This window comes from Tumebacillus lipolyticus, from assembly GCF_042682745.1.
Classification (GTDB): domain Bacteria; phylum Bacillota; class Bacilli; order Tumebacillales; family Tumebacillaceae; genus Tumebacillus_A; species Tumebacillus_A lipolyticus.
On record NZ_JBHUIO010000005.1, the window covers coordinates 256,340 to 281,270 of the forward strand.

General features: G+C 53.8%; 23 protein-coding genes. 8 read left to right on the plus strand and 15 right to left on the minus strand.

Going from position 1 to position 24,931, the window contains the following annotated elements; genetic code table 11:
* The first annotated feature begins 35 nt into the window (after positions 1-35).
* Positions 36-731 carry a thiaminase II gene (tenA, locus tag ACFSOY_RS06500; protein ID WP_386044952.1) on the plus strand — a complete coding sequence of 232 codons (696 nt, stop codon included), beginning with the start codon at positions 36-38 and terminating at the stop codon, positions 729-731.
* Between the two features lie 132 nt (positions 732-863).
* Positions 864-2,780: an ABC-F family ATP-binding cassette domain-containing protein gene (locus tag ACFSOY_RS06505; RefSeq protein ID WP_386044954.1), complete on the plus strand. Its 1,917-nt coding sequence runs from the start codon at positions 864-866 to the stop codon at positions 2,778-2,780.
* 26 nt (positions 2,781-2,806) lie between these two features.
* On the opposite strand, the gene ACFSOY_RS06510 is transcribed toward ACFSOY_RS06505, so the two are convergent.
* From ACFSOY_RS06510 to proC, 3 genes are all read right to left on the minus strand, one after another.
* Positions 2,807-4,612, minus strand: a complete 1,806-nt coding sequence (locus ACFSOY_RS06510) for a DUF2334 domain-containing protein (protein WP_386044955.1) — start codon at positions 4,610-4,612, stop codon at positions 2,807-2,809.
* Positions 4,613-4,675: 63 nt separating this feature from the next.
* The gene (locus ACFSOY_RS06515) at positions 4,676-4,990 is read right to left on the minus strand and encodes a hypothetical protein (RefSeq protein ID WP_386044957.1); all 315 of its coding nucleotides are present in this window, start codon (positions 4,988-4,990) and stop codon (positions 4,676-4,678) included.
* Between the two features lie 4 nt (positions 4,991-4,994).
* Positions 4,995-5,804: a pyrroline-5-carboxylate reductase gene (gene proC, locus ACFSOY_RS06520; protein WP_386044958.1), complete on the minus strand. Its 810-nt coding sequence runs from the start codon at positions 5,802-5,804 to the stop codon at positions 4,995-4,997.
* Positions 5,805-5,898: 94 nt separating this feature from the next.
* Between proC and ACFSOY_RS06525 the strand changes: the two genes are divergently transcribed.
* From ACFSOY_RS06525 to ACFSOY_RS06540, 4 genes are all read left to right on the plus strand, one after another.
* The gene (locus ACFSOY_RS06525) at positions 5,899-6,639 is read left to right on the plus strand and encodes a YwaF family protein (RefSeq protein WP_386044960.1); all 741 of its coding nucleotides are present in this window, start codon (positions 5,899-5,901) and stop codon (positions 6,637-6,639) included.
* A gap of 90 nt (positions 6,640-6,729) precedes the next feature.
* Positions 6,730-7,407, plus strand: coding sequence for a phosphopantothenoylcysteine decarboxylase domain-containing protein (locus tag ACFSOY_RS06530; protein ID WP_386044962.1), 678 nt, complete (start codon positions 6,730-6,732; stop codon positions 7,405-7,407).
* Positions 7,408-7,492: 85 nt separating this feature from the next.
* Positions 7,493-7,999, plus strand: a complete 507-nt coding sequence (locus tag ACFSOY_RS06535; protein WP_386044963.1) for a DUF6886 family protein — start codon at positions 7,493-7,495, stop codon at positions 7,997-7,999.
* A 14-nt stretch (positions 8,000-8,013) separates the two neighbouring features.
* Complete coding sequence (locus ACFSOY_RS06540) at positions 8,014-8,421, plus strand: NUDIX domain-containing protein (RefSeq protein WP_386044965.1); 408 nt, start codon at positions 8,014-8,016, stop codon at positions 8,419-8,421.
* 267 nt (positions 8,422-8,688) lie between these two features.
* Here ACFSOY_RS06540 and ACFSOY_RS06545 read toward each other — a convergent pair whose 3' ends face one another.
* Complete coding sequence (locus tag ACFSOY_RS06545) at positions 8,689-8,958, minus strand: PQ-loop domain-containing transporter (protein ID WP_386044966.1); 270 nt, start codon at positions 8,956-8,958, stop codon at positions 8,689-8,691.
* Positions 8,959-9,000: 42 nt separating this feature from the next.
* On the minus strand, positions 9,001-9,522 hold the full coding sequence (locus ACFSOY_RS06550; protein WP_386044968.1) for a GNAT family N-acetyltransferase: 522 nt from the start codon (positions 9,520-9,522) through the stop codon (positions 9,001-9,003).
* A 179-nt stretch (positions 9,523-9,701) separates the two neighbouring features.
* On the opposite strand from ACFSOY_RS06550, the gene ACFSOY_RS06555 reads away from it, so the two are divergent.
* Together ACFSOY_RS06555 and ACFSOY_RS06560 are read left to right on the plus strand one after the other, a co-directional pair.
* Positions 9,702-10,355 carry a helix-turn-helix domain-containing protein gene (locus ACFSOY_RS06555; protein ID WP_386044970.1) on the plus strand — a complete coding sequence of 218 codons (654 nt, stop codon included), beginning with the start codon at positions 9,702-9,704 and terminating at the stop codon, positions 10,353-10,355.
* 117 nt (positions 10,356-10,472) lie between these two features.
* A complete protein-coding gene (locus ACFSOY_RS06560) occupies positions 10,473-11,216 on the plus strand; it encodes a VOC family protein (protein WP_386044972.1) in 744 nt (247 codons plus the stop codon).
* A gap of 275 nt (positions 11,217-11,491) precedes the next feature.
* Here ACFSOY_RS06560 and ACFSOY_RS06565 read toward each other — a convergent pair whose 3' ends face one another.
* The 10 genes from ACFSOY_RS06565 to ACFSOY_RS06610 form a co-directional block, all read right to left on the minus strand.
* A complete protein-coding gene (locus tag ACFSOY_RS06565; protein WP_386044974.1) occupies positions 11,492-12,418 on the minus strand; it encodes a serine hydrolase domain-containing protein in 927 nt (308 codons plus the stop codon).
* 241 nt (positions 12,419-12,659) lie between these two features.
* Positions 12,660-13,298 (minus strand): hypothetical protein, encoded by a 639-nt coding sequence (locus ACFSOY_RS06570; RefSeq protein WP_386044976.1) that lies wholly within the window; start codon positions 13,296-13,298, stop codon positions 12,660-12,662.
* Positions 13,295-14,152 (minus strand): ABC transporter ATP-binding protein, encoded by an 858-nt coding sequence (locus ACFSOY_RS06575; protein WP_386044977.1) that lies wholly within the window; start codon positions 14,150-14,152, stop codon positions 13,295-13,297. The genes ACFSOY_RS06570 and ACFSOY_RS06575 overlap by 4 nt, the downstream gene beginning before the upstream one ends.
* Positions 14,153-14,169: 17 nt before the next feature.
* A complete protein-coding gene (locus ACFSOY_RS06580; protein ID WP_386044979.1) occupies positions 14,170-16,233 on the minus strand; it encodes a hypothetical protein in 2,064 nt (687 codons plus the stop codon).
* Between the two features lie 65 nt (positions 16,234-16,298).
* Positions 16,299-16,673 (minus strand): hypothetical protein, encoded by a 375-nt coding sequence (locus ACFSOY_RS06585; protein WP_386044981.1) that lies wholly within the window; start codon positions 16,671-16,673, stop codon positions 16,299-16,301.
* A gap of 333 nt (positions 16,674-17,006) precedes the next feature.
* Positions 17,007-18,077: a glycosyl hydrolase family 18 protein gene (locus ACFSOY_RS06590; RefSeq protein ID WP_386044982.1), complete on the minus strand. Its 1,071-nt coding sequence runs from the start codon at positions 18,075-18,077 to the stop codon at positions 17,007-17,009.
* A gap of 25 nt (positions 18,078-18,102) precedes the next feature.
* Positions 18,103-19,923 (minus strand): polysaccharide deacetylase family protein, encoded by a 1,821-nt coding sequence (locus ACFSOY_RS06595; protein WP_386044983.1) that lies wholly within the window; start codon positions 19,921-19,923, stop codon positions 18,103-18,105.
* Between the two features lie 30 nt (positions 19,924-19,953).
* Entirely contained in the window at positions 19,954-21,783 is a 1,830-nt protein-coding gene (locus ACFSOY_RS06600) for a glycosyltransferase family 2 protein (protein ID WP_386046760.1), read from the minus strand.
* 59 nt (positions 21,784-21,842) lie between these two features.
* Positions 21,843-23,156 carry a nucleotide sugar dehydrogenase gene (locus ACFSOY_RS06605; RefSeq protein WP_386044985.1) on the minus strand — a complete coding sequence of 438 codons (1,314 nt, stop codon included), beginning with the start codon at positions 23,154-23,156 and terminating at the stop codon, positions 21,843-21,845.
* 33 nt (positions 23,157-23,189) lie between these two features.
* Positions 23,190-24,644 carry a polysaccharide deacetylase family protein gene (locus ACFSOY_RS06610; RefSeq protein ID WP_386044987.1) on the minus strand — a complete coding sequence of 485 codons (1,455 nt, stop codon included), beginning with the start codon at positions 24,642-24,644 and terminating at the stop codon, positions 23,190-23,192.
* Positions 24,645-24,931 lie beyond the last annotated feature (287 nt).

Consider the following 24,931-nt stretch of genomic DNA (forward strand, 5'->3'; position numbering starts at 1 on the left):
TGAGAGAATAGCTCAGATCTGAGGAGGAATCGATTATGAAATTTAGCCAACGATTGCGCGCGAAAGCGGATGCCAGCTGGCAAGCGAGCTTCGACCACCCATTTGTCACCGGGATCGCAGATGACACCTTACCGCTGGAGTCCTTCAAATACTACGTCCTCAACGACTCCTATTATCTGTCCGTCTTCGCCAAAGTCCAAGCGCTGGGCGCAGCGGTCGCAAATGATCTGCATACCGCCTCCCGCATGGCGGCGCATGCGCAAGGAACGTACGAAGCGGAGCTGTCACTGCACGAAACGTTCTCCACGCGCTTAGGCATCACCGCCGAAGATCGCGCCGCCTTCGAGCCATCGCCGACCGCCTATGCGTATACGACGCACCTGCTCGCAGTCGGCTACACCGGCACGCTCGGCGAGATCATCGCAGCGCTTCTGCCCTGCTACTGGCTGTATGCGGAGATCGGCAAGCGCCTGCAAGGGGCGACGCCCGAACAGCCGATCTACCAGGAGTGGATTCGCGCCTATGGCGGCGACTGGTTCGAAACGCTCGTCACCGAGCAGATCGATCGTCTCGACGCGCTGGCAGAGCTTGCAACGCCTGAGGAGCGCCGCCGCATGGAGCAGCATTTCTTGATCTCCTCCCAATATGAGCTCTCCTTCTGGGGGATGGCCTACTCCTTGGAGCAATGGCCGGCACCTGCGATCGAGCTTGCCGAGTCGGACGCTCGCTAAGCAGATCGAAAAGAATAGATGATGATCGCCCGCATTCGGTTGGACAGCATTTCTGCTAACCGATGCGGGCTTTTCATGCTACACTGTTAGCAGTATGTTTCACAAATCGAACGCAGGAAAAGGTTGATCTACATGAATCTCGTATCGGTCATCTCACTTACCAAAACGTACGGCGAAAAAATTCTCTTCCAAGACCTCACCTTTGGCATCGACCAAGGGGATCGCATCGGTCTGATCGGCCTCAACGGAACGGGCAAGTCGACGCTGTTAAAAGCGATCGCCGGCGCGGATCATCCTGACTCGGGACAGATCGTCACCGCAAGCGGCATCTCGATCGAATACCTCCCGCAGAACCCGCTCTTCGATGACCAGCTGACCGTCCTGCAGTCTGTCTTCCAGAGCAGTTCGCCTCTGCTTCGCCTGCTCGGCGACTATGAGCAACTGCTGAGCGACCTTGCGCGACATCCGGAGGACGAAGCGCTGCAAGCTCGGCTCGTCAAGCTCTCGCAGGAGATGGATGCGGGCAACGCGTGGGAGCTTGAGGCAAACGCCAAGATGATCCTCAATCGGTTGGGCATCACCGACTACGATGCGATCGTCGGACAGCTCTCCGGCGGCCAGCGCAAGCGCGTCGCCATGGCGCGCGCCCTGATTCGCCCCGCCGACCTGTTGATCCTCGACGAGCCGACCAACCATATCGACAACGAGACGGTCGAATGGCTGGAAGGCTACTTGGCGAAGAGCAAAGCGGCCTTGCTGCTGATCACGCACGACCGCTACTTTCTCGACCGCGTGACCAATCGCATCCTTGAGCTGGACAAAGGCAACCTCTACACCTACCAGGGCAACTACGCCTCCTTTCTCGAACACAAGGCGGCCCGCGAAGAGCAGGCGCACGCAAGCGAAGACAAGCGGCAAAACCTGCTGCGGCGCGAGCTCGCTTGGCTGCATCGCGGCGCGAAAGCTCGCACCACCAAGCAGAAAGCGCGCGTCCAGTTCGCCGAAGCGCTGCGCGATCAAAAGGTGGAGAAAGCGGCGACCAAGATGGACATCGCCATCGGCTCGCAGCGGCTCGGCAACAAGGTGTTCGAGCTTGAGCAGGTCAGCAAATCGTACGGAGCTCGCCAGCTGATCTCCGACTTCTCCTACCTGATCGGCCCGCACGATCGGATCGGCATCGTCGGCAAGAACGGCAGTGGCAAATCGACTTTGATGGACATGATCGCCGGCATCATCGCGCCTGACAGCGGCACGATCGAGACGGGCACGACGGTCAAGCTGGCCTATTACACGCAAGAGAGCATCGAGATGAACGAAGAGCTGCGCGTCATCGAGTACATTCGAGAAGCATCCCCCTACATCCGCACCGTCGATGGTGAGACGTTCTCCGCTGGGCAGATGCTGGAGCGCTTCCTGTTTCCTCCGCACGCGCAGTGGACGCCGATCGCCAAGCTGTCGGGCGGAGAGAAGCGCCGCCTGTACCTCTTGCGCACGCTGATGAGCGAGCCGAACGTCCTGCTGCTGGACGAGCCGACCAACGACCTCGACATCCAGACGCTGACGATCCTGGAAGACTACCTCGACCATTTTGACGGAACGGTCGTCACCGTCTCCCATGACCGCTACTTCCTCGATCGCGTCGTCGACAAGCTGATCTGCTTCGAAGGGGATGCTGTCATTCGCACCTACCTCGGCATGTATTCGGAGTATCAGGCGGAGCGCGAACTGCAAGCGCCAGAAAAGGACAAGCCGACCAAGCCAAAAGAAGAGGCGAAAGCGGGATCGGAAGACCTGCCTGCCAAAAAGCTGAAGTTTAGCTACAAAGAGCAGAAAGAGTTTGACTCGATCGAAGAGCGCATCGCCGACATCGAAGCGAAGATCGCTTCCGTTCAAGCGGAGCTGGCCAAAGGCGGCACCGATTACACGCATCTGCAGAAGCTGACAGACGAAGAACAGCAGTTGCAACAGGAGCTGGAGGCGGCGGTCGAGCGCTGGGCAGAGCTGAACGAGCTCGCCGAGGAGATCACCCGCAACAAAGGTCGCTCCTGAAGCGATCGATCAAAAAACCAGGTCGCTCAGCGACCTGGTTTTCCCTTTCCCACCACCGAGAGGGCGAAGTCGACCGTCCCGCCGCGCAGCGATCGGTTGCGCGCACAGATGCTCGACCGCCCGTCCGGCGACCAGACGCCGACCAGCGGCTCCATCTCCCGCCCGGCCACCCACGGGCGCAGAACAGACTCCGCTGGCACCAAGCGCTCGCCCGTGCTGCGGGCGATCTGCCAGTCGCCCCGCTCTGGATCGACGACGAGAACATCCGCCCGGCCGTCCCGATCAAAATCACCGACTCGCACGCGCCATTCCTTGCCGACCGCCCAGTTTTCCAGCCACGGATCGCGCTCCATCTGCAGCGCGCCCGCCTGCCAGCTCCCCACTCTCCACGAGCCGCTATCCGGGTTCCACAGCAGAAGCTCCGCCCGCCCATCGCCGTTCAGATCGGCGTACAGCGCCTGCTGATCGATGCCGCTGTGCCCCGACGCGACCCCTCGCAGCGGGCAGAATTTAGCGCCGTCGCTCTCCGCCAACCGCCAAGCGCCCGTCACCTTGTTCCACACCGCAAGATCGGCTCGCCCGTCTCCGTTCCAGTCGGCGAGAAACGCCTTCCACATCCCTCCGCTTCCAAAGTAATCCAACCAGACGCTCGGTGCTTGAAACGACTCGCCGTCGCTCAGCGCCACGCGCCACGCTCCGCTCGCCCGATCCCAGAGCACCAGATCGTCCCGGCCATCGCCGTTCACATCGCCGATCAGCACCTCTCCGCCGCCGACGCCGCGCAGGACGCGCCTCGGTTCTAGCGGAGCAGAGCGACGGCAGGGAAACAGCTCCAAGCTGACGGAGGCAGCATACCAGTCTCCCGTCTCGCGCTCTCGCACGATCAGCTCGGACTGGCGATCGCCATCGATGTCGCCCACCCAGATCTCCTGTCCGGGGAAAAAGTCGGTCTGGCGCATCGTCGGCACGAAGCTGACCTGAGACAGCAGGGAGACGAAGCGAAACCGCTCTGCTTGAAAGCACCTGACCAACCGCTTGAGATAGGAATGCTCCTCATACACCACCCGCGACCCTTCGCGACTGATAAACGGAAACTCCAGATAGGGATGGTAGAAAAATCCGGCGATCTCGCCGTCCTGAAAGCTTTTGCTCTGCTCGCACATCCGCTGCAGATCCTGCTCTGGGTGCGCTCCGTCCAAGTAATACAGCGGCGTCGGCACATAGATCGTCCCGCGAAACAGCGGCAGGTCTGCATCATCGACCACGATCTTTCGCGTCTCCTCGCTGTGCGGATCATTTTCGAAGATCAGCCCCGTCCACCCTTCGATCACCCGCCGCTGGTTCTCCGAGGCGGTGTAGTGCGGCGTCTCAAACCAGTCGATCGAAAGACCTGAGGAAAACGCGGCGAGAAACCCGTTGCGCATCCTCCTAGACGCATAGGAGCTTTCGAACGCACCTCGCTCTAAAAAGGCCGCTTTCGGATCGTCTGGTGCACAGTCTGTCGCGCATTCTGCATAGGCAAATTCAAATCCGTCACCGGACACCGACTCTCCATACTGATGGCTGTATCCGTGCAAGCCGATCGATCCGCCTCGCTTGTGCAGATAATCGAGCGTCGCGAGGAAGCTCCGCACATGCGGGTCGCGACGATCGGCGATCGACCTGTCATATCCGGTTTTCGGATTGATAAATCGAGGGATCATCGCCACATGAAACGGTACGTCAGCAGCAGACAAAAAGTCGGCGATCACCCGCAGCTTCCACAGGCTCTCCTCCGACTCGTAATAACCGCCTGGCCCAACATCCTCCAAGCGCAACAGCGCTTTTTTCATTTTCGATCCCCTCCGCATAAGCTCACTTGCTTACAGCCTATGCGAGCGGGGATCAGAAGTTATTCAGTCGTCGTAGCGCGCATCTTCAACGCGCACGATCCCTTCGACGATCAGCTCCAGCTCCGTCTCGAAGTTGAGCAAAAGCGGTGCGGGCAACTCGTCGTAGAGGGCGGAAAGCTCGGGCAGGTCAAGCGCCGCTGCTGTCGTGCGCGGCTTTTGCTCCAAGCTCTCCAACCACTCTTTCACCGCATCGATAAACCGATAGAAAGCAGCTTGAAAGCGATCCGCATCATCGCCTGCGCTGTCCATGTCGCTCGACTGCATCTGCTGCCAATCGCTCTGCATCTCCTGAAACGCTTCTTGCACGGCTTTGATCATCGCGCTACTCCTTCGCCATCTCTTTGGCCCGCCGGTTGGTCGCCTCCACCGCCGCTCCGATCAGGGCGGGGAACTCACGCTCCTCCATCACGCGCAGCCCAGCTGCCGTCGCACCGCCCGGCGTCGTCACCTGATCGCGCAAAGCGGCGGGCGAATCGCCCTGCTTCAGCATCAGCGCCGAGCCGTACACCATCCCCACGATCATCCGATGCGCCTGCTCCTTCGTCACGCCAAACTGGAGTGCCGTCTCCTCCAACACTTCAGCGAAGCGGTACAAAAAGGCAGGAGCCGAGCCGGTCACCGCCGTCAGCTGATGAATCTGCTCCTCGGTGCACTCCTCATAGCTGCCGATGCCGTCCAAGATCATCTCCAGCACGGCGCGGTGCTCCGCTCGCACGCTCTTGCCGTATGTATAGAGCGAGACGGACGCGCCGACAGATGCCGCCGTGTTCGGCATCACCCACGCCACCGGAGTCCCTTCCGGCAGCAGTTCCTCCATCATCCCCGTGCCGATTCCCGCCGCCACGGTGAACACAAACTGCCCGTTCACATGCGGCGCCAGCTCGACGAGCGTCTCGCGAACCTGACCTGGCTTCATCGCGAGCACGATCGCATCCGCTCCTGCCACCTGTGCCTGCCAATCGCGAGTTGCGGTCACACCGTACGCCGCGCGCAGTTCGGCCAACCTCGCTTCGTTCGATCGGTTGGTGACGATGATCTCCTCGATCGAGTCGCGCTTTCGTGCCAAGAGCCCCGATAGGATCGCCTCTGCCATCCGCCCAGCTCCGAGGAACAGTATCGTTTGCTTCTTCATCCTCAAACGCCTCCTTTTCAACTATTCTCTTACAAAGCAGGAATGGAACGCAAGCCTGTACAATAGTAGACGATAGAGAAGCGAGGTGATACTCGTGTCAGAATTTTTCAATATCGGAGGGTTGACCGATCGGTTCGTGCTCTTTTCTTTCGGCCATCTGCTCTCCTTATTTCTTATCTTTACAGCGATTCTCTTTCTCTATCGTTACAGGCAACAACTTCAGCAAAAGCGGTTCGGACGCGTGGTGCGATATGGTCTGGCCAGCCTGTTGCTGATATCGGACCTCGTGCTCAACTTTTGGTTTTTGGCGGAGCGCTCTTGGCACCTCGACTACAACCTGCCCCTACAGCTGTGCACCATTTCGCTCTATCTGGCCGCCTTCATGCTGATCACGCGGAGCTTTTTGCTGTTTGAGTTCGTCTTTCTGATCGGCATCGGAGGTGCGCTGCAAGCGCTGCTCACGCCCGATCTCGGCTACTACTCCTTCCCGCATTTTCGCACCTATCAGTTTTTTATCGCCCACGGCGCCATCCTGCTCGCCGGCTTCTACATGGTGTTCGTGGAAGGATACCGCCCGACCCTGCACTCGATCTGGCGCTCCCTGCTGGTCTTAAACATCATCGCAGGTCTCGTCGGGATTGCCAACTGGCTGACGGGCGGCAACTACATGTTTCTCGCACACAAGCCGGGGGGAGCTTCCCTGATCGACCTGCTCGGGCCGTGGCCATACTACATTCTCTGGCTGGAACTGGTCGCGCTGCTCTCCGTGCTCCTGTTCTACCTCCCGTTCGGCCTGCAGGATCTGTTGCGCAGAAAAAACAGACGCGCGAGCTAGTCGTTCCTCCTCGCCTGCAGGAGAGCGTACCATGATCGATTCGATCAACGGTCGATCACCATTCGAGATCACGACAAAGAGGGGTTCCAAATGAAGCTACAGAGCAAAACGATTCTGATCACCAGCGGCGGCACGCTAGAAAAATGGGATGAGGTGCGCGGTCACACCAATCTCGCGCGCGGCACGATGGGCTGCTATCTGGCGGAGCAAGCGCTTCAGGACGGCGCGGAGGTGATCTATCTGCACGGCTATTTTGCACGCCTGCCAGAACCGCACCCTCGCCTGCGCCTCCTACCGTTTCTAGGCATTGAAGATCTCCGCGAGCAGTTGGAGCAAGTGCTGACCAGCGAAGCGATCGACGGGCTGATCATGACTGCAGCCGTCTCCGACTGGGTGGTGGACAAGCTGCTCGCACAGGATGGCAGCCCGATCGCCGACCTCGGCAAGATCGCCAGCGACAACCCGCCGATCGTCCACTTTAAAAAGGCGCCGAAAGTGATCACGCAGATCAAGACATGGAGTCCGAAGACGTTTCTCGTCGGCTTCAAGCTGGAGCATGATGCTGACCCCGACCACCTGCTGATGCGCGCTCGCCAGCGGATGGAAACATGGCGTGCCGACCTGGTGGTGGCCAACGCAGCCCGTTCGCTCTACACCGAATCCACGCCCCACTACATCGTCTCGCGCACCGGAGAGGTCAACGTGTGCACAGATAAAAAGACGACAGCACATGCGCTGTTGCAGCAGCTCGCAGAGGGGTTGGCCTAACGCCACCCTCTTTTTATTGCCCCTTGACAAGCTCGCCTCAACTATGGAAATCTATGGGTCACAACCATTTCTGGAGGATGCTCAGATGCTCTATCATTTTAGCGAGGATGCGACCATCCGCCACTTTGCACCGCGCCTGCACCCGTCCCATCCGGACAAGCCACCGGCAGTCTGGGCGATCGATGACCAGCGCGCTCCGCTCTACTATTTTCCCCGCGACTGCCCGCGCATCGCTTACTATGTGACGGAGCGCACGACGGAGGACGATCGAGAGCGCTACTTTGCTCACACGTCAGCCCGCATGGTGATCGCGGTGGAGAGCGGCTGGCTGAAGCGCATCCTGACCGCCAAGCTCTACGTCTACCACCTGCCGGCTGAGCCGTTCAGCTGCCTCGATCAAGGAGCGGGATATTTCACCTCACCGGAAGCGGTGACGCCCGTCAAGGTCGAGCCGGTCGGCGATCTGTTCGCTCAGCTCGCCGCAGCCAACGTGGAAGTGCGCCTGATGCCCTCTCTGTTCCCCCTGCAGGAAGCGCTGCTGCGCTCCAGCTTGCACTTTTCGATGATCCGCATGCGCAATGCTCGTGACTAAGAGGAGGATGTTAAATGTTTGAAAAAGGTCTGATCCGCGATGATGTCACCTATGTCTTGATCTACGATGAGCAGACAGACAGCGTGCTCGCCGTGCAGAATGAAATCTACTGGAGTCTTCCCGGCGGCCTGCGCGAAGATGGGGAAAGCTTGCATCAGGCGGCCGTTCGCGAGGCGAAGGAGGAGACTGGGTATGACGTCGCTGTCGGACAGCTCGTTCATCTCAGCGAGCGTCAACTGGGCAACAAGCATGCTGTCTTCTTCACCTTTCGCGGGGAGATCGTCGGCGGCGAGGCCCGCACGACCGATTCGGAGATTCAGCAGATCGCTTGGAAGACGATCGCCGAGGCGGAAGAGCTGATGCCCTATCTCGCGCCGCTTCGCCCCCTGCTTCAGAACTCTGCCACCTACCGGATCGAATAAAGCCCTCCCTGCTTGGAGGGCCTTGCTAGTCCTCGCCTTTTGACATGATCGACCTACTTTGCGGGCGCTCGCGAGATACTTCCACTGCGGAAACCCCATCGCTGCGAACCTGTTCGAACGTCACTGCTGTCAGGATCGCCTCCGAGCGCTTCGCAAGCGAGTTCCTGGCGACAAGCGCCGCCTAACACGCCGCCTTCGGGGCTCAGCCTCCCGACGGCGGCGTGTTGCAGGTCGGTGTGCTGATGACTCGGGTGGTCGCGCAAGGAATTAAGATTTCTTGTATTTGAACATCAAGCCGATGATGATCAGAATCAGGATGAGCGACATGCTGTTGGTGATCAGAAACGCATATCCTACACCGTCCACCGCGAGGCTGACCGCATACACTTCCATCAGGCTGATCCCTGCCAACAGCAACCAAAACGTCTTTTTGTTCAAATCTTTGACCGACTTGGTCTTCACAATCTGCACGATCTGCGGAATCCAGCCAAACGATAAGATCACGCCCCCGATCAGCTGAAGAACAGCGAAAAACATTCGACCCCTCCTCTCGATTTCACACAGCGCACTTCTGGCCGCCTAGACGTTAAAAAAGGCTTCCGGATAGCGCACCATCCCCTCGACTCCTGACAGCGAGCCGATTTGTGTTTCACACACCATAAAATATTGATCTTGCACGTCAAATGGCCCCTGCAATTTTTTCTCGCTCGCGGGAATGAACCCGAACTTCGGATAAAACTGTGGATGACCCAACACGATCACAGAGCCGTAACCCGCTTCCGCACAGCGGCCCAACCCTTCGCGCACCAAGTCGGAGCCGATCCCGCGCTGTTGATAGTCCGGCTTTACCGCCATCGGTGCGAGCGCAAGCGACGTGACGAAGCCGCCTTCCGTTTCGATCCCAATCTTGCTGAACAGAATGTGTCCCACCACTTCGCCCGCCGACGTTTCTGCGACCAATGAGAGCTGAGGAACGAAGTGCTCCGAACTTCGAATCGCCTCGATCAAACTCGATTCATCTTCTCTCCCAAATGCGAGATCGTTTACCTCTTTAATCGCGCAGATATCTTCTGTTTGCTCCGCTCGAATGCTGTACAACATGTCTGTCCTCCCACCACAATGTTAGATACTGTTCATCATATCACACAGACCGATTGATATTTCCAAAATTGAAAACACACTCCGCGATTCTCGATTTTCAATTCATAGCCCCTTGACCTTCCAGTTAGCGGAACCTTTATACTGTGAGTAAGCACAACTGAAGTAGGAGATGCCTCATCATGCTGATGACAATCGGTCAATTTAGCGAACGCACAGGGCTGCGACCTAAAACTTTGCGCTACTATGAGGAGGTCAAACTGCTCCTCCCCGAAGTTCGCTCTGAGAACGGCTATCGTCACTATTCGGATGCACAGATTGAAAAAGCCCAGCTGATCAGCAGTTTGCGGCAGGCGGGAGTCAGCGTAGCAGACATTCGCCAATTTTTAAGCTCCGATCAGGCGCAGAAAGAAGATCTTCTCGCTCGCTGGCGGGACGAAGCGGCAGCCAAGCTCCTGTCGATCCAAGTGGCTCATCAATTCTTGAACGGATTGGATTCACAGACAAAGCATGTGCATCTGGTGTATTGGGATCATCCGCGCTCGATCGTCTGGCTCCCGCTGGAAGTGGGCGCGGGGGTAGCAGCATGGAACTGCTCAGCGCAAGACTATCAACGCCGCCTGAGCGCCATCGGGCTGGAAGTCGAGCGATCGAGCTATGTCCGCTTTCCACAGGATGCGCAAAGCACGCGCTGTGAGATCGGATTTGTGATCGCCAGCCAAAACATCCCGCCAGATCAGCAGGTCGAAAAATATGCTCCCACCTTGTTCGCAACTTTACACTGTCAGGCGAACATGCCGCTTCCCTGCAAGCCGATCTTTGCAACTGTGCAGTAGTTCGGATTTCGACCTGTCGGGGAACCGCTGCGGAAGTATTCCGGTTTTTCGGACGGTCACTATCTGCTGATGGTACCTGTCGCACAATATTGATGCTTAAAACTGGAGGATGACACCATGTCCACAAAAACGTCCAACCTGCACATCATCGCGCTGCACGAGATGTACTTCCTCGTCGCCAACGTGGAGACTGCGACCGACTGGTACGTGCGAAACTTCGGCGTGACGCTGGTCGATCGACAAGCAAAGCGAACGACGCTCCGGCTGGCCGAAGGCTCCCTGCTCACTCTGATCGAATCGGATCAACGAAACAAGTTCGATTCGCCCCCGATCAATTTTAAAGCGCACGATGCGATGCGCGCGCACGAGCTTCTGAACAAGGCGGAAGTGCGGGCGCAAGAGCCGGAAAGTTTTTATCATTATGTCGATTTCGATGTGTGGGACCCAGACGGCAACTCGTTTAACGTGATCAGCGATCCAGCATGGCCGAGCACGCCGAACAACTTCTTTCGGATCGACGGAATCTTCCTCGGCGTGATCAACTTTGAGCAGATGCTCGTCTGGTATGCAGACGTGCTGGGCGCCGAGCTCGAATATGCGTTTACCGGCCCGACCTCCACTCTGGCGGAGGCGCGGTTCCGCTGTTTCCGTGACATCCCGTTCAACCTCGTCGAATCGCCCGAATCGGTCATGCAGCACCGCGTGTGCGAATTCCAGACGACAGACGCGCAGGCAGACTACAAGTTTCTCCAAGCAAAAGGAGTTCGAGTGACCGAGCTGATCGAGCAGGATGGCAAGCGTACGTTCTCCTTCTTCGACCCAGAAGGCAGAGAGCTCGGCATGGTAGAACTCCTCGCCTGACAGTATAAAAAAGGGAGACGATCATCTCGTCTCCCTTTTGCGATCCCTCTCCATCTGTTCCTTGCACAAAGGTTCTCGTCGGGCTCCTCACTTCAGATATCCTCTTCAGATATCCTCTTCAGATATCCTCTTCAGATATCCTCTTCAGATATCCTCTTCAGATGTTCTCAAGGTGTCCTCTCAACGTGTTCCACGGTCTATGCTGTTCGCCGATCCATGGCACGCCAAAAGCGCGTCCTTCCACACACACCCGCTTTAAAATATCACGACTCTCCTCAAGCGCCCTCCACGAAATGCTTTCGAAAGAGGCGAAGCGGCAGAAATGTATTCTTGTACAGATCGCTGGTAAACACCACCACAAGCTGGTCGACTGGGGACACGAAGATATACTGCCCTCCGTAGCCCATCGCAAAAAACAGATATGGATCTTGCGCTCGCTTTGTTTCGTCAGCCATCACCCACCAGTGATACCCGTAGGAGCCTACATGATCATATGTGTGATACATGGCTGTCGTCGAGCGAGTCGCCCAATGCTCCGAAACGATTTGCCTGTTTTCCCATCTTCCATTTTGGATCATCAGCATCCCTAGCTTGAGCAGATCGGCCGCCTGCAGGCAGAGGCCGAACCCTCCGATCGTGATCTGCTTCGCATCTTCCTGCCAGCTGTACTCCTCGATCCCAAGCGGTTTAAACAGCACCTTTTCCGCATAGGCATCTACTTTTTCGCCGGTCGCCTTTTGCAAGATCGCACTGAGCAGATGGGAACATCCAGAGTTATAGATCATCCGCTCGCCGACATTCTCGACCATCGGCTGTTCGAGCACATATTTCACCCAGTCGGCGCTGTTAATCATCGGAAAAGGTCGACCGCCCCACGCGCCCCATTCGGGCCACTCGAAGCCTGACGTCATCGTGAGCAGATGTTCGATCGTTATCTCCTGCTTATCCGCTCCGACATGCGGCAGGTAGTGCCCAATCGGAGTGTGAACCCCCTGAAGATCGCCTCGATCGATTGCGATGCCGATCAACACCGAAAGCACGCTTTTGGTGATCGAATTGATTTTGAAGAGCTTGCTCTCCATCTTCTTGTTTTTATAATAGTGGAAGATCGTCTCGCCTCGGTGAGCGATCAGGCAGGAGCAGATCTTCTCTTTTCCGATTTCCTTCTCCAGCTTTTGCAACATCCCCGATTCAATCTCCATCGACAGCCCTCGCTTTCTTATCGACTCGATCCACATCTTTCAAACAAACCGACCCGCCCCTATTATAAGATGCTTGGTCAGAGCTGTCACTGTATGGGCAGGGACAGGAAAGGGAGACGATCAGCTCGTCTCCCTTTTTTGACAGTAGTAACATCAATTCATCAAGAAGATGAAAATGCCTCTCCCCTGCTAAGCCTCGAACTTGGTCTTCATCGTTCTTCAGCTCATCAAGATGCCCAGCTCATGAGTTGAATCGTGTGAAACGCTGTAGCAAAATTTGTCCCAATATCAGCAACAGAACACCAGCTGAGAAGGTGGCCACAGATCGCCCTAGCAGATCCGTGACTGGTAGTACACGATCATTAAACAGATAGACATTAAAAAACGGGAAGAGCTTCCCTTTGGTAAAGATCTGGGTGCAAGAGTAGACGACGAGTACGACAAGCGACCAACCACAATTGCGGAGTAAAACAACAGACAGGAACCCTAATCCCGCAAAAAACACACTTTGCGTTCCAAATTGAAGAAACAAAGAGCTGGTGATCGATTCCTGAATCTGACTGTCCACAAGTGCTAAACTTGCCAACAAGCACACGAGGTAAACCGCTCCCCAGAAAAGCACTCGTTTTATCCCAAGCTGGAAACGGGAGAGTGGATAACTGAAGAGCGTTTCCCCTCCCGGCTCTTCTAATAGATCCTGAAACAGAAAGATCGACCACCATGCAGCAAAAGCGGGCGCAACAGCCTCCATCATCGGTAAGAATTTTCCTGTAGAAAAATACAGTCCAGAAAGAACGCATAACAGCAACATCAGCAATGGCAAGTAAGCATTAAACCCCATCGCTCTCCAGTCAAACGCCAAGTTCAGCCTGCCACTCATACAGACTGCCTCATTAGATGGAGGTATCCATCTTCCAACGTAGTTGAGACAGAGATCGCCTCAGCTGGCGGAACATCAGCTAGAAATCGAATCTGATAACCATCCCCCACTCGGTGACTGGAAATTACCTGTAGGGAATCGATTACCTCATAATACCGCTCCTGTGTCACTTCTAACGTCCACACTTTGCCAGCAGCAAGAGCTCCTAACTCCCTAATTTGCCCATGTGCAATGAGTTTGCCCCGATTTAAGATCGCAGCCCGATCGCAAGTAGATTCGATGTCTTCCACGATGTGAGTCGAGATGATGACAATAGAATGCTCTCCCAATTGACGCAATAGCTTCCGAAAGCGTATCCGTTCTTCTGGATCAAGGCCAGCTGTTGGCTCATCAATCACAATGATGGACGGGTTCCCAAGGATCGCTTGAGCAATTCCCACTCGGCGTATCATCCCGCCTGACAGCTGCCCGATCTTTTTACGCTTGTGTTCGGACAAATTTACTTGCTGCAAGACCTGCTCAATCAACTCTCCGCGATTCTTTTGCAATCCCTTTAGCACCGCGAGATGATTGAGCACTTCCTCAACCCTCATCTGTTTATAGAGAGAGAAATTCTGTGGAAGATACCCGATCAGACCTCTCACTTTTTGCGTCATGTCCCAATTGATGTCACCAAAGGAAATATGGCCTTCACTTTTCGTCAAAAGAGTTGTCAAGATTCGCATCAATGTCGTCTTACCTGCTCCATTTGGGCCTAACAGACCAAACATACCGACAGGAATTGTAAGCGAGATATCCTCCAACGCCTTTACTTTCCCAAAATTTTTCGAGACATTCGCAAGCCTCAGTTCCATTACTCTCGATTCCTCCTTCACGAAGCGGACACTCGAGTCGCCAGTTCCTCCCACGTAAGCGACGGTTTTTGTTGCAATCGAGCAATCCATTCATCGAAAAATTTTCGCATCACTTGTGAATCGTTTGCATGCTGTTCCACAAATGTCATAATCCCTTTCAATCTCTCTTCGCCTTCACGATTTTCAGCCTCAATGTTGCTTTCCTGAAGCTGTGTCAAAACCGCCTTGGAACTCTCTCCTTGTCGAATTCGAACCCAATACTCGTAGCTGTATGCCAAGATGAGGTGCATATCCAACGGCTGCGCGACCGTCTCTTTGCTTCGAATGGAGGCGAGAAACATTTTTTCTAGCTGAGCGGTTTCATATTGGAGCCCCCCTAGGTTGTACGATTGACTAATATTGACCAGAAGGTGATCTTGCATCAGCCAGATATCGCCCGTATAGCTGTTCGTTTCGGTCGGTGTCGAGAGAAAGAACACAGTCTCAGGCAATTTTGCCGGAATCGGCAACTTCCAGTCCTGATTGATAATCTCAAGAGCCTGATGAGTGCGCTTAAAATAGTCGGGGACATCGACGAGCATGTCCTGAAGCGTCACAGGATAAATGACTCGTGTCGTACCTATTTTCGTTTCTGTCATCATTCCGCCGACAACCGTAATGCCGTTCAGCACTTTCCCTTTCCATACATCTGTCTCCGCTTGCGGTAAATTGGTGTATAGTTTAACAGGACCATGATAGCGCAACGTGTACTCCACTTCATGCTGTGGGGCAAGAGGAGTACGTCGCAGATCGATCGCTCCCAAACGCATCGCCTGATATGAACCTTCTGCCGGTAGCCATGGGAAATAGTTGGGCAACATGATCGCTTGTTCATTCGCAAAATAGAATGCTGAGCTCAGGCCTGCATATTCGACTGTGACCTCAATCGACTGTCCTTTCTTCACACTCGCTGGAAAAATGATCTCCGTTTGATCTCCAAGCTGTTGAAAATGCAGAGGTTGTGCCTGCGCATCTTCCACTTTGGTTACCCGTAAGCTGTGATACAGCGTGAACACGAGGCGATCGGTGTCCTCCTGTGGGATCACTTGCATCTTAACATTCGCCCGCAGACTGTCTTTCGTCTGAAGGTCAATTTCATAGGAGTTGATGCGGAAAGCACTTTTGCTTTGCAACTGACTCTCCTGATTCTGCTTATAGTAGTTACGATCATCAAGCGAGTCAGACTTGCCAAATGATATCATCAGCTGTTGAGAGTCTACGAGATTGATCGTTGTATATGCACAAACTCCAACTAAAAGAGAGAGCATCATCCAGTGTTTAATTGGAATCTTTCTTCCGTAGTTTTTTAGCAATGTGAGCATCCAAAGCAAAGCGATCACCAGCACTAGAAAAAGAACTCTATGATTCCATCGAAAAGACTCCAAAGGAAGCCCGTAAACTGGCTCGTAAGGAGCCGTATAATCTGTTTGCCCCAAGTTCAAGAAATGTAAAACAGGACTTGCGTTTACTCCCGTCACAGCCATGGGCAACTGATAAATGGAGACATTCAACGGACCGATCAATGTCCAAAACAATAGCAAGAGTGCATAAACACCTTTTGATTTTATCCAGACTCCGACTACCATTCCAAGGATGCCAGCAATAAAAAAGGGTACCACCCAATACATAACCAAATAAAGGAAAGCCTGTTTGTATAATGCAGTAGCTACATCAGCTTGCAAATAAAATGCATATAGCATCAATAAAGTGCTTACGAGAAATAGAAGGAGCAAGCTACACAATGCTGCAACTTTACCAATAATTTTTGCACCAAATCCATCAGGAAGGCTCAGATAAATTTCCTCAGAGGACGTGATTTGTTCTCTTCTTGCCAAAGAAAGTCCTAAAAGGAGCGAAACAAATATACCACCTTGCACGACAAATGCAGAAGCTACTAACATCCCTCCAGGATCTTTCTCTTGCATAAAAAATAAAAAAGTATAGCCAATAAACGCCAATGAAAGAAAGAAAAAAAGCCATGTCCAATAGCTTCTTCTTAACAATTTTATCTCAACAGAAAAGGAACTCAGTATTTTGCTCATTTTTCTCTTCCCTTCGAACTAATTTTTAAGACAGACAGGAGAACCTGTCTGTCCAGAGGGAATTGTTAATTTTTCGCACTTCCGCTTGCTACACACCCGTCGTAATTCGGGCCGTCCGGGTCGAGCCAGATATAATAGTTGGCCTCTGAGGCTGTAAAAGTGAAGTTGCTAAAAGATGAATTAGGCGACAATTCTTGGCTGAATTGTTTTGAATCTGCACACGCTCCACAATTTTGCTTATAAACTTCAACCCACACTTCGTTTGTTGACATCGGATTGCTGTACCCTTCTACTGAAACAGTCCCTTTCATCGGTACTGTTGATCCCTTTGCGTAGGTGTCGTAGTACCCAATGAATGCAGAAGATGTTCCCGCCGAGTAAGCAGAAGAACCGACCAGCAAAGTAGCTGCTACAAGTGGAAAAATAAGCTTCTTTTTCAAGAACAACTAACCTCCTAAGATAAATTCAACACCCGAGATCTTCACCTTTGTACAGATTAATTGCTTCTTTTGAAATTATTTGTATATAGAACAAAATGAAAATATCAGGTGTGTTATTTTTATAATAAATTATAGAAAAAATCCAGTCAACCAAAATATGGTTTTCAAATCATATTTTAGAAAACATTTCGCTGTATCTCGCTTAATAATATAAATATCCAGACTCAATGTTGAAATATAAAAAAGAAGGCGACGTGCTGTGCTCCCTCACACAATTCACGCCGCTTGCTTTCAAAGACTATCCCCATATTCATCTTTCCGCTGCAAATCCCCTCAGCGATTCAACTTCTCAAGCGTAGCTTGTCCAAGATCGCCAAGTCGCCAGATCGCGATCTTGTGATACCCCGCCTTACGCGAAACATCGATCCACTGGGATAGCGTTTCAGCATCCGCATACCAGACGGTGTGTTTCACACCTCGTTCATCCAGATAGTCAAAATAGAGCGCACCGCTCTGCTCATCTCGTTTCGGAGAAGCGCCTTTCTTGCTCACCAGCTCGGCTGCCCGCTTTTCGGTCAGCGAGGTGATCTTGCCCCCCTCTGCCCAGTCATAGCCGCCAGCCGACAGCGCGATTACCTTCTCGCCAGGCACCTGCTTCATCCGATTGGTCAGCTTGGTGAGAAACGCATGGTCCGCTTTCGGCCCAGGGCCGCTGTGGTTCCCGTATAGGTTGTAAGCCATCATCACATAGGTCGGCCCTGCTGGCAGTTTGAGCCGCTCGATCGGAGTTCGAGCTTCCAGCACGATGCGCAGCGATTTACCCTGCGCATCGAGTTGCCGATAGAGCTCCGTATAAAAAGCGCATACATTGTCCCAATCCTGATCGCCAATCTTTTCATAATCGATCTCTACACCGCGAAAGCTATGTTTGTCGACCGCATCGAGAATATCTGCAATATGTTGGTTCCGGCTGGTCTCGCTTGCCATCAACCGCGTGACCAGCGCCGTATCTTTCTGCACGGCCGTACCATCTCGGTTCCAGCGGTCGTTCACCACCGTCAGATCCACGTCGACCAGATCGTTTTGCTTGACCGCCTCGAACAGCTTGGGAAAAGCTTCATCGCTATCCTTCGTAAAATACAGGCGATCCTGATCATCAAAATAGGCGGCAAACGCCTGCAGCCGGGTGAGTCCCCCGGCGATGTCCTGCAAGTCGGCAAGGCCCGCTTTCCACTCCCAGTCCACAAGCCATGCTGACAACTCCAATTTTTGCTCCGTCTGCTCGGTGATCATCGCCCCGTCCGTTTCCTTCTCTTTCATCACGTACATGTCGACGAGCGCGAGGACGATCAACATCCCGATCACCGCGAACACCCGCCTGCTGGCAAGCTTTGCTTTTGACACCTGATGCTGCCTCCTTTTCGCCGATTTAGAAGGTGTCAATCATCCAGTCAACGACAGCGTTGGTCTGTTTTTTTAGCTTGTTGATCACGCCTTGTAAACCGGTCTGCTGGTTGCTGAACAAGAGGGTTGGCTGGCCATCCCCGCTTCCTAGGGACTGCACCTGAACATCGTCGAACACGCCATCATAGATATCGTCCTTCTTGTTCTGCTCACTGTATTTCGATTCTAGCGCGATGCCGCCGCTCTTGATCGCGCTGTCGATCGCTCGATCGCTCAGCAGCGACTCCGCATCGATCTTCACTTGTAACCGATCCCCCTGCAGGGAGATCTCAAGCTGTCTCGTCTGTTGAATGTTGATCGGGATCTGCTCATCGGTCGCCGGACCGCCTGAAAGCGTCTGCTCCTTGGTATAGACGGTCGCCTTCTCAAAGGCAAGATCTTCCGACTTCCACTGCACCGTGCTCAATTCGCGCGTGAAGATCTGCTCAGCCGCTTGACCAGGCTTCTTCTGCTCGACGATCAACTCGTTATCCTCCAGCGTCACGCGCAGAAAGGAACCGTTCTGCCTGTCATAGCGCAAGTACACGCTCTGCTTGCCCACCACGTTTCCGGCGAGCTTGGCGGTCAGCTTCACATCCTGCTGACCATCGCTCTCTTTCAAGTACAGCATGCCCGCTCCGGCAGAGGGGGAGGTCAGCGCAATGCGGTTCTCAAGAAACTGTGCCGCGCCATTTACGACCGTCCAGCGGTCCGCATACTCCGCATCCCCGCGCACAAACTCCATCCGCTGCCCCGTATCCTTCTGAATTTTCATCAGCAGATGGTTGGTGAACCAATAGGGGGCTGGCTGTACGCGCGTCAGATCGTACAGGCTCGTCTGCGAGGTGTTGTACGTTTGCCCTTCCCGATTAAAATGCATCTTGAAGAGATCTTGGATGTTCTCCGAGTTCGCATCTGATACCAGGCGGTTCATCCCCTCATGAAGCGCATTGGCATGCATGATCATGTAGACGCTCGGCACATAGCCTAGCGTATCGCTGTAGATGTCTTTCATCGCCTTGTAATCCTCGTCGATACGCACGCGCATCTCCGACTTGTCTTCCACCGGAATCATGTTGTCGTCCCGCAGAAAGTCCATCAAGTAATGATTGTAGTATTCCACATTTTCTTTGTGAGTCAACTCATTTTCATCCCGCACACCAACAAAGCGTCCCTTTTTGTCAAAAATGTTGATATAGGTGAGCCGATAGCCGTTGGTGCCGAGCTCCCAAAAGCCCGTATCGCTCATCTTCAACATCTCTTTGGGCTGGACAAACTTTTGATCGCTGTTGCCCATCTTGTTGGCGTAGGAGAGAAAGGTCGCCTTGTAGTTGTATTTCTCAAGCAGCGGTTGTGCGAAGAGGCTGGAGTCGTTGCGGCCATCCTCAAAGGAGAGGAAGAGCGCTTTTTCCGGCAACGCCTTCCCCTTTTGATAATAATCTAACACGTCCTGCTGCGAGATCGTCGTATAGCCTTGCTCATAGAGCGCCTTCAGCTGTTCGTCCAACTGACTTTTCGCCACCAGCTTGGGAGTGCCATTGCGCGCGACGCCAAAATAGGACAGCGCGATAAACCCTTTCTGATTCGTCCAAGCGGCGCGATCTGGCTCGACATATTTTTCAACGTTGAACACCGCGTTGTAGAGCATCACGCCCACGACCAGCAAAATCGCAGACTGCGAGACCGTCTTGATCACTTTTACGCGCTCTTTCTTGCGAATATTGAGGGCTAATCTGTGTCTCTTCGGCTTCCCCGGCTTGCTGAGCACGCTCTCCTTTTTATGACTTCTTCCCCGTTTGCTCCTCATCGCTGCCACCCTCACCCCTCTCGAATCAGACTACTGCCGCAACGCGACCCCCTTTTTGTTCTTCTGCCTTCTCGCTTCTTTGCGTTTTCTTGCCTCGACATCCTGAGGCGTTTCCCGCGTACCCCAAGTGGACTTCCAGAAGGTGACCCAAGCGACAGGCATCTGCCAGAGCAGGACCAGTTCATAGAACACGCAGAACACAAGCCCAAAGACCCACAGCTTGCTTTTGCGAAACAGCAGATGAGCCAAGCTCATCAGCATCGCCATCATCAACAGCCCCATCAAAAACGTACCGGGGAAGATCTGATAGACGAGCGGAACGTATACCAGATTGTAGACGACGATGATCGGTGCGGCGATCGGCACGATCAGGCCGATGTAGAAGAAGATCGCCATAAACGGCTCTTTGCGCCAGATAAAAAATGCGGCCCTGAGCGATTCGCGAAGCCAAGAGCGCTTCCAACGCATTTGCTGCTTTAAGAACACGCTCATGTCTGACGGGACGACCGTCGAGCAGATCGCCGTGTCCTGATAGGCGGTGCGATGCGTCTTCAAAATGAAGTTGGTCATGCTGCGATCATCGCCAAAGGTGGCCGGCTGGCCGAGAAACTTCTGGTTCAGCCACGCCTCCGAATGCTTGATCACCAGATCTTTGCGGTAGCAGGACAGCGGTCCGGACAGACAGGTAACGCTGTCAAACCACGACTCGGCCGCCTTCATGATCCGAAAGGCGATATAGTAGCGCACCGTCTGCAGTTTGGTCACCGAATTGGTGTATTTGTTTTCCACATCGGTACGCCCTGCCACCCCGCCCATCTTCGGGTCTTGAAACGGCTGGACGAGGTGTTTGATCGCCGTCGGTTCCAAGAAGCTGTCCGAATCGACAAACACGACCAGATCATGTTTGGCCAGCTCCACACCTTGCATCAGCGCTTCTCGCTTGCCCCCGTTTTTCTCCACCACGACCATCTGCAAGCGATCTTTGGTCGCATAGCGCTCCGCCTCTCGGTGGAGCATCTCGATCACCTTTTGGATCTGTTCGACCGATCGGTCTGTCGATCGATCATCGACGACGATCACTTCCAGCTTGTCGATCGGATAATCCTGATTGATGCAGCTGAGGATCGTTCGGTGGATCCACTCCTCCTCGTTAAAGCAAGGAATGATGATCGAAACGCCTGGCGTGTAATCAGGGTTGAGCGGAACATCCCGATACAAGGCGCCAAACATGTAGCGAGTCAGCAGAAACGCCGCTGCGATCAGGCTGTAGAGATAGAGCAGGTAGTTGTATTTAAAATAGATGATGCTCTCCACGCGCATCAGCATGATAAACGCGACTGCAACAAACAGCAGACCGCTCGCCGTGTAGACCGAGTAGCCCCATCTCTTCTTCTGAAAATATTCGGTCAGCGGCTTGGCAAACTCGAACGCCACCATCTGCTTCTCTTGACCGTCCTGTTGGCGCGTGAACAGGCGGACGGTCACCGCGTCCAGCTTGACGTTCGACTCGAAACCTTCAGGCATCGTGCCTGGAGGGATGTTGAATCTGATGTTGTACTTATCCCCAACTTGAAAGCTGTCTTCCTCCCCAACAAGTTCGATTAGCAAGCCGGTTGAGGAGATATCCACAGCACGCGCTTTGATTCCCTGCTTTTTCTTTTTCCCCTCGGCGATCAACAGCACGTCAAAATCGGCCACATATCGCAAGCTGAGCTGGCGCATTTTATGCAGAGACGCAGCATCTAACTCCTCGTTGTCTGTCGCCGCACCTTTCAGCCCCCTGCGGTCGAGAGTCACGCGAATGTTTTCTGGGTCTGGCACATGCGAAAGCGTTCGCCTATCCGCTCGCGGAACGGTCATCACCTCAACGATCTGCTTTTTCTTTCGTTTGAACACCGCCTTATCCCCCAATCCTCAGCTTACAAACTCCAGTAGTGAAACCCGCTCTTCTCATACTCTGATCTCGAATAGACGCCCTTCACATCGACCATTACCCTCGTCTGCTCGACGCTGTACAGCTTTTCAAAATCGGAGACGCTCATCTGTACGAACGGTTGGTGCGGGACCGCAACGATCACGACGTTCAAATCTTGCAGAGACGAAATGTCTGCCAGCTCGATCCCATACTCCTCATACGCCTGCTGCTGGTCGGCCAGCGGATCGACCACCAGCGGAGTGATGCCGTACTCCTTGAGCTCCTGGATGATATCTGTCACCTTGGTGTTGCGGATATCTGTACAATTTTCTTTATAGGACAAGCCCAATATCCCGATTCGGGCGTTCTTGATATCATGCTTGAGGCAGACCAAGATCTTAATGATGTTCTGGGCGATATATCTGCCCATGCCATCATTGATGTGCCGGCCGGCGAGAATGATCTTGGAGCGATACCCGATATCCTCCGCCTTGTAGGTCAAGTAGTAGGGATCGATGCCGATGCAATGCCCTCCGACCAACCCCGGCGCGAACTTTAAGAAGTTCCACTTGGTGCCGGCCGCCTCTAAAACCGCCTTCGTATCGATTCCCATCTGGTTGAACAGCATCGACAGCTCGTTCATAAAGGCGATGTTGATGTCGCGCTGCGCATTTTCGATCACTTTGGCCGCCTCCGCAACCTTGATGCTCTCCGCGCGGTAAACGCCCGCTTCGACCACCAGCTCATACAGCCTCGCTACCGTCTCTACCGTCTCCTCATCGATGCCAGACACGATCTTTACGATGTTTTCCAGCCGATGCACCTTGTCTCCCGGATTGATCCGCTCTGGCGAATATCCGACTTTAAAGTCCACGCCGCAACGCAGACCTGATCCGGCCTCTAGGATCGGAATGCAGATATCTTCGGTGACCCCTGGATAGACGGTCGATTCGTACACGACGATCGCACCTTTGGTCAGCTTCTTGGCGACGATCCGGCTGGCGCTTTTGACATATTGCAGATCGGGGACATTGCCGCTCTTGATCGGAGTCGGCACGGTGACGATGAAGAAACGCGCTTCGCTCAATCGCTCCTCATCTGCCGTAAAGTCGACCATGCAGTCGCGGACGTGCTGATGCCCAACGTCGCCTGTCACATCGATGCCGCGCAGATAGCTTTCGATCTTCGCCTCGTTGACGTCGAAGCCGATCACATCAATCTTTTCCGAAAAAGCGACTGCGATCGGCAATCCGACATAGCCAAGGCCGACCACGGCAAGCTTTTCCTGCCGTCTGACGATTCCCTCATACAACCCCATGCGCCCCATCTCCGTCTTCTTCGTAGAATTGTTCTATCGCTTGATCATGTCGGCCATCTTCACAAACGTGTAGCCCTTGCTCTTTAAGCGCTCCAGCACAGTCGGCAACGCCTCGATCGTGTGGATATCATCCAGCATGTGCAGCAGGATCACGCTGCCGCCTTTCGTCTGCTCCATCACGCCGTTCACAATATCGGCAGCGCTGTTTTTGACATCCCAGTCGAGGGTGGTCACATCGTACATGGCGATGTTCGGATATCCGATCGCAGCGATCACTTTCCCCGTCCGATCGTCCATCTCGCCGGTCGGCGGTCGGAAGAGCATCACCGGCTGTTGCTGGATCGCCTCGGTGATCACCTGATGTGCTTTCACAACGTCCTGTTGCAGCTCTTCCGGCGTCATTTTTGTCACGACAGTGTGACTGTACGTGTGGTTCGCCACATCATGACCCGCTTCGACCATCGCTCTGGCCAGGTTTGGGTTGTTCTCCACACCTTTCGCACGCAGGAAGAATGTTGCCACCACATCGTGCTCCGCCAAGATGTCCAATATTTTGGTCACCGTCTTGTCGGTCCCCCAGTCGTCAAACGTCAGGGCGACCTGCTTTTTGTTCGTCTCCACGTTGTAAATCAGGTTGTATTTCGAGTTCGCATACTCAAGGTTCACTTTTGCCGCATCATAGCCGGGAATCTGCTCAAGCGGCTTTCGCTCACCGCCATCCTTCACCAATTGACTGAGCGGAACCAACTTGTAGCCGATGTCGGCAGCCGCCTTCGCGATGTGCCCGATCGACGGGATGACCTCCGGATTGATGTCTGTGTTCAGCGTGATGATGCCGCCTCTGGACAGATACTTTTCCACATAGGCACCGATCGCTTTCGCATCTTTCATATCGCTGTCTTTCGGATTGATCGTATAGCTGACCACCGCGTTCATCCCGAGCTGCGCCGCCACCAGCCGCACATCATCCGTATAGTCGCCCGACTTGGTTCGCACAAAGCGAGGATCGATGCCGAGCTCCTTTTTCATCACCTGATTGCTCAGGTGGATTTCTTTATAGATCTGCTCATAGCTGAGCTTGCTGATATCCAGTTGATTCAGCGTGTTGTTCTCGATCTCATGTCCTCTGGACAGGATCTCTTTGGCGATGTTCGGCTCTTCTGCCACCCGCATCCCCGGCAGAAAGAACGTCGCTTTGATCTGCGCAGCATCCAGTTCGTCCAGCAACCGCTTCATCGTCGCTTCGTCCCCCATCCCGTTAAAGGTCAGGGTCAGTTCTTTCTTCGCTGTGTAGACGGATGAGATGACCTTGCTCTGCTCGCCGGTGTAACGGACGATCTTCTGTTCTGAGTCGCTCTGTGCTCCATTGTTCTCATCCGATTCGTCGCTCTGTTTGAACATGCTGCACCCGACGAGCATCGTCAGCGCCATCACCAGCACGATCATTTTGATGAACAGACTTTTTTCAGTGGCAACCTTACCTGTCATCAGCTTCCGCTCCTTTTTGTACATCGAAAAGCATATTCGAGCTTTGAACAAATGATTCACAACTTGCGTCGGTGTCGTAATGCTCATACCAGACTTGGGACGCTCTCTTCCCCATCTCTGCTCTCATTTGTTTTTAGGTTACAGCGATCTCACACCAAAGTACAATAACATTGTAAACTGAACAATTTCTGAACAGAAAATATAAATAACCCAATAATTTAATGTAAAATAAACTGTTTCCGCTTACCAAATTTTTATGCCGGACAAAGGGACCGAATCGTGAATTT